This window comes from Caballeronia mineralivorans PML1(12), assembly GCF_001028175.1.
In the GTDB taxonomy this organism is placed as follows: domain Bacteria; phylum Pseudomonadota; class Gammaproteobacteria; order Burkholderiales; family Burkholderiaceae; genus Caballeronia; species Caballeronia mineralivorans.
The window spans coordinates 1-466 of record NZ_AEJF01000029.1 but is presented as its reverse complement, the minus strand read 5'-3'; the positions used below and the strand labels follow the sequence as shown (position 1 = coordinate 466).

Sequence of the window (466 nt, the reverse complement as noted above, 5' to 3'; positions counted from 1 at the left end):
CTCAGTTGTCCGGATTGGCGGCGGTGAAACTGGCAAAGGCGCTAAAAGGAGGATTGAGCGCGACGCCATTGTTCACAACACCCCACGTGTTGTTCCCGCTATCGAGTTCGAAGTAAATCACGGACTGAATGTTGTGCGTCTTGCGTGCCTGGTAGAACTCGCCGAGGTGGGACGTAATGTATGTGCCACGGAAAGCCTGCGAATCTTCCGGGTTTGCGTTCCATTCGGAGATGATGAACGGAACGCCGTAGCGGGCCTTGCAGTAAGTAGGAAGATCGAAGCCCGGGCTTGCGCCGTCTTGGCCGATGTTGAAGATGTCGCCGTACACCTCGTAGTTGTGCCAAGTCGTGATGTCCCAGCGCACGACCGGGTGGCCGCCCGAGCCGTCCGGCTGCATGCCATCCCACAGGGCATCGGACGCACCCGTGTCCGCTACGCAGAAGTTGATGCCGCACTTCGCGCTCGG

The 466-nt window shown here is 59.2% G+C and carries 1 pseudogene; it reads right to left on the bottom strand.

Annotated elements, in window-relative coordinates:
* Position 1: 1 nt before the first annotated feature.
* A pseudogene (locus EOS_RS04600) lies at positions 2-466 on the bottom strand (hypothetical protein); the annotation flags it as partial.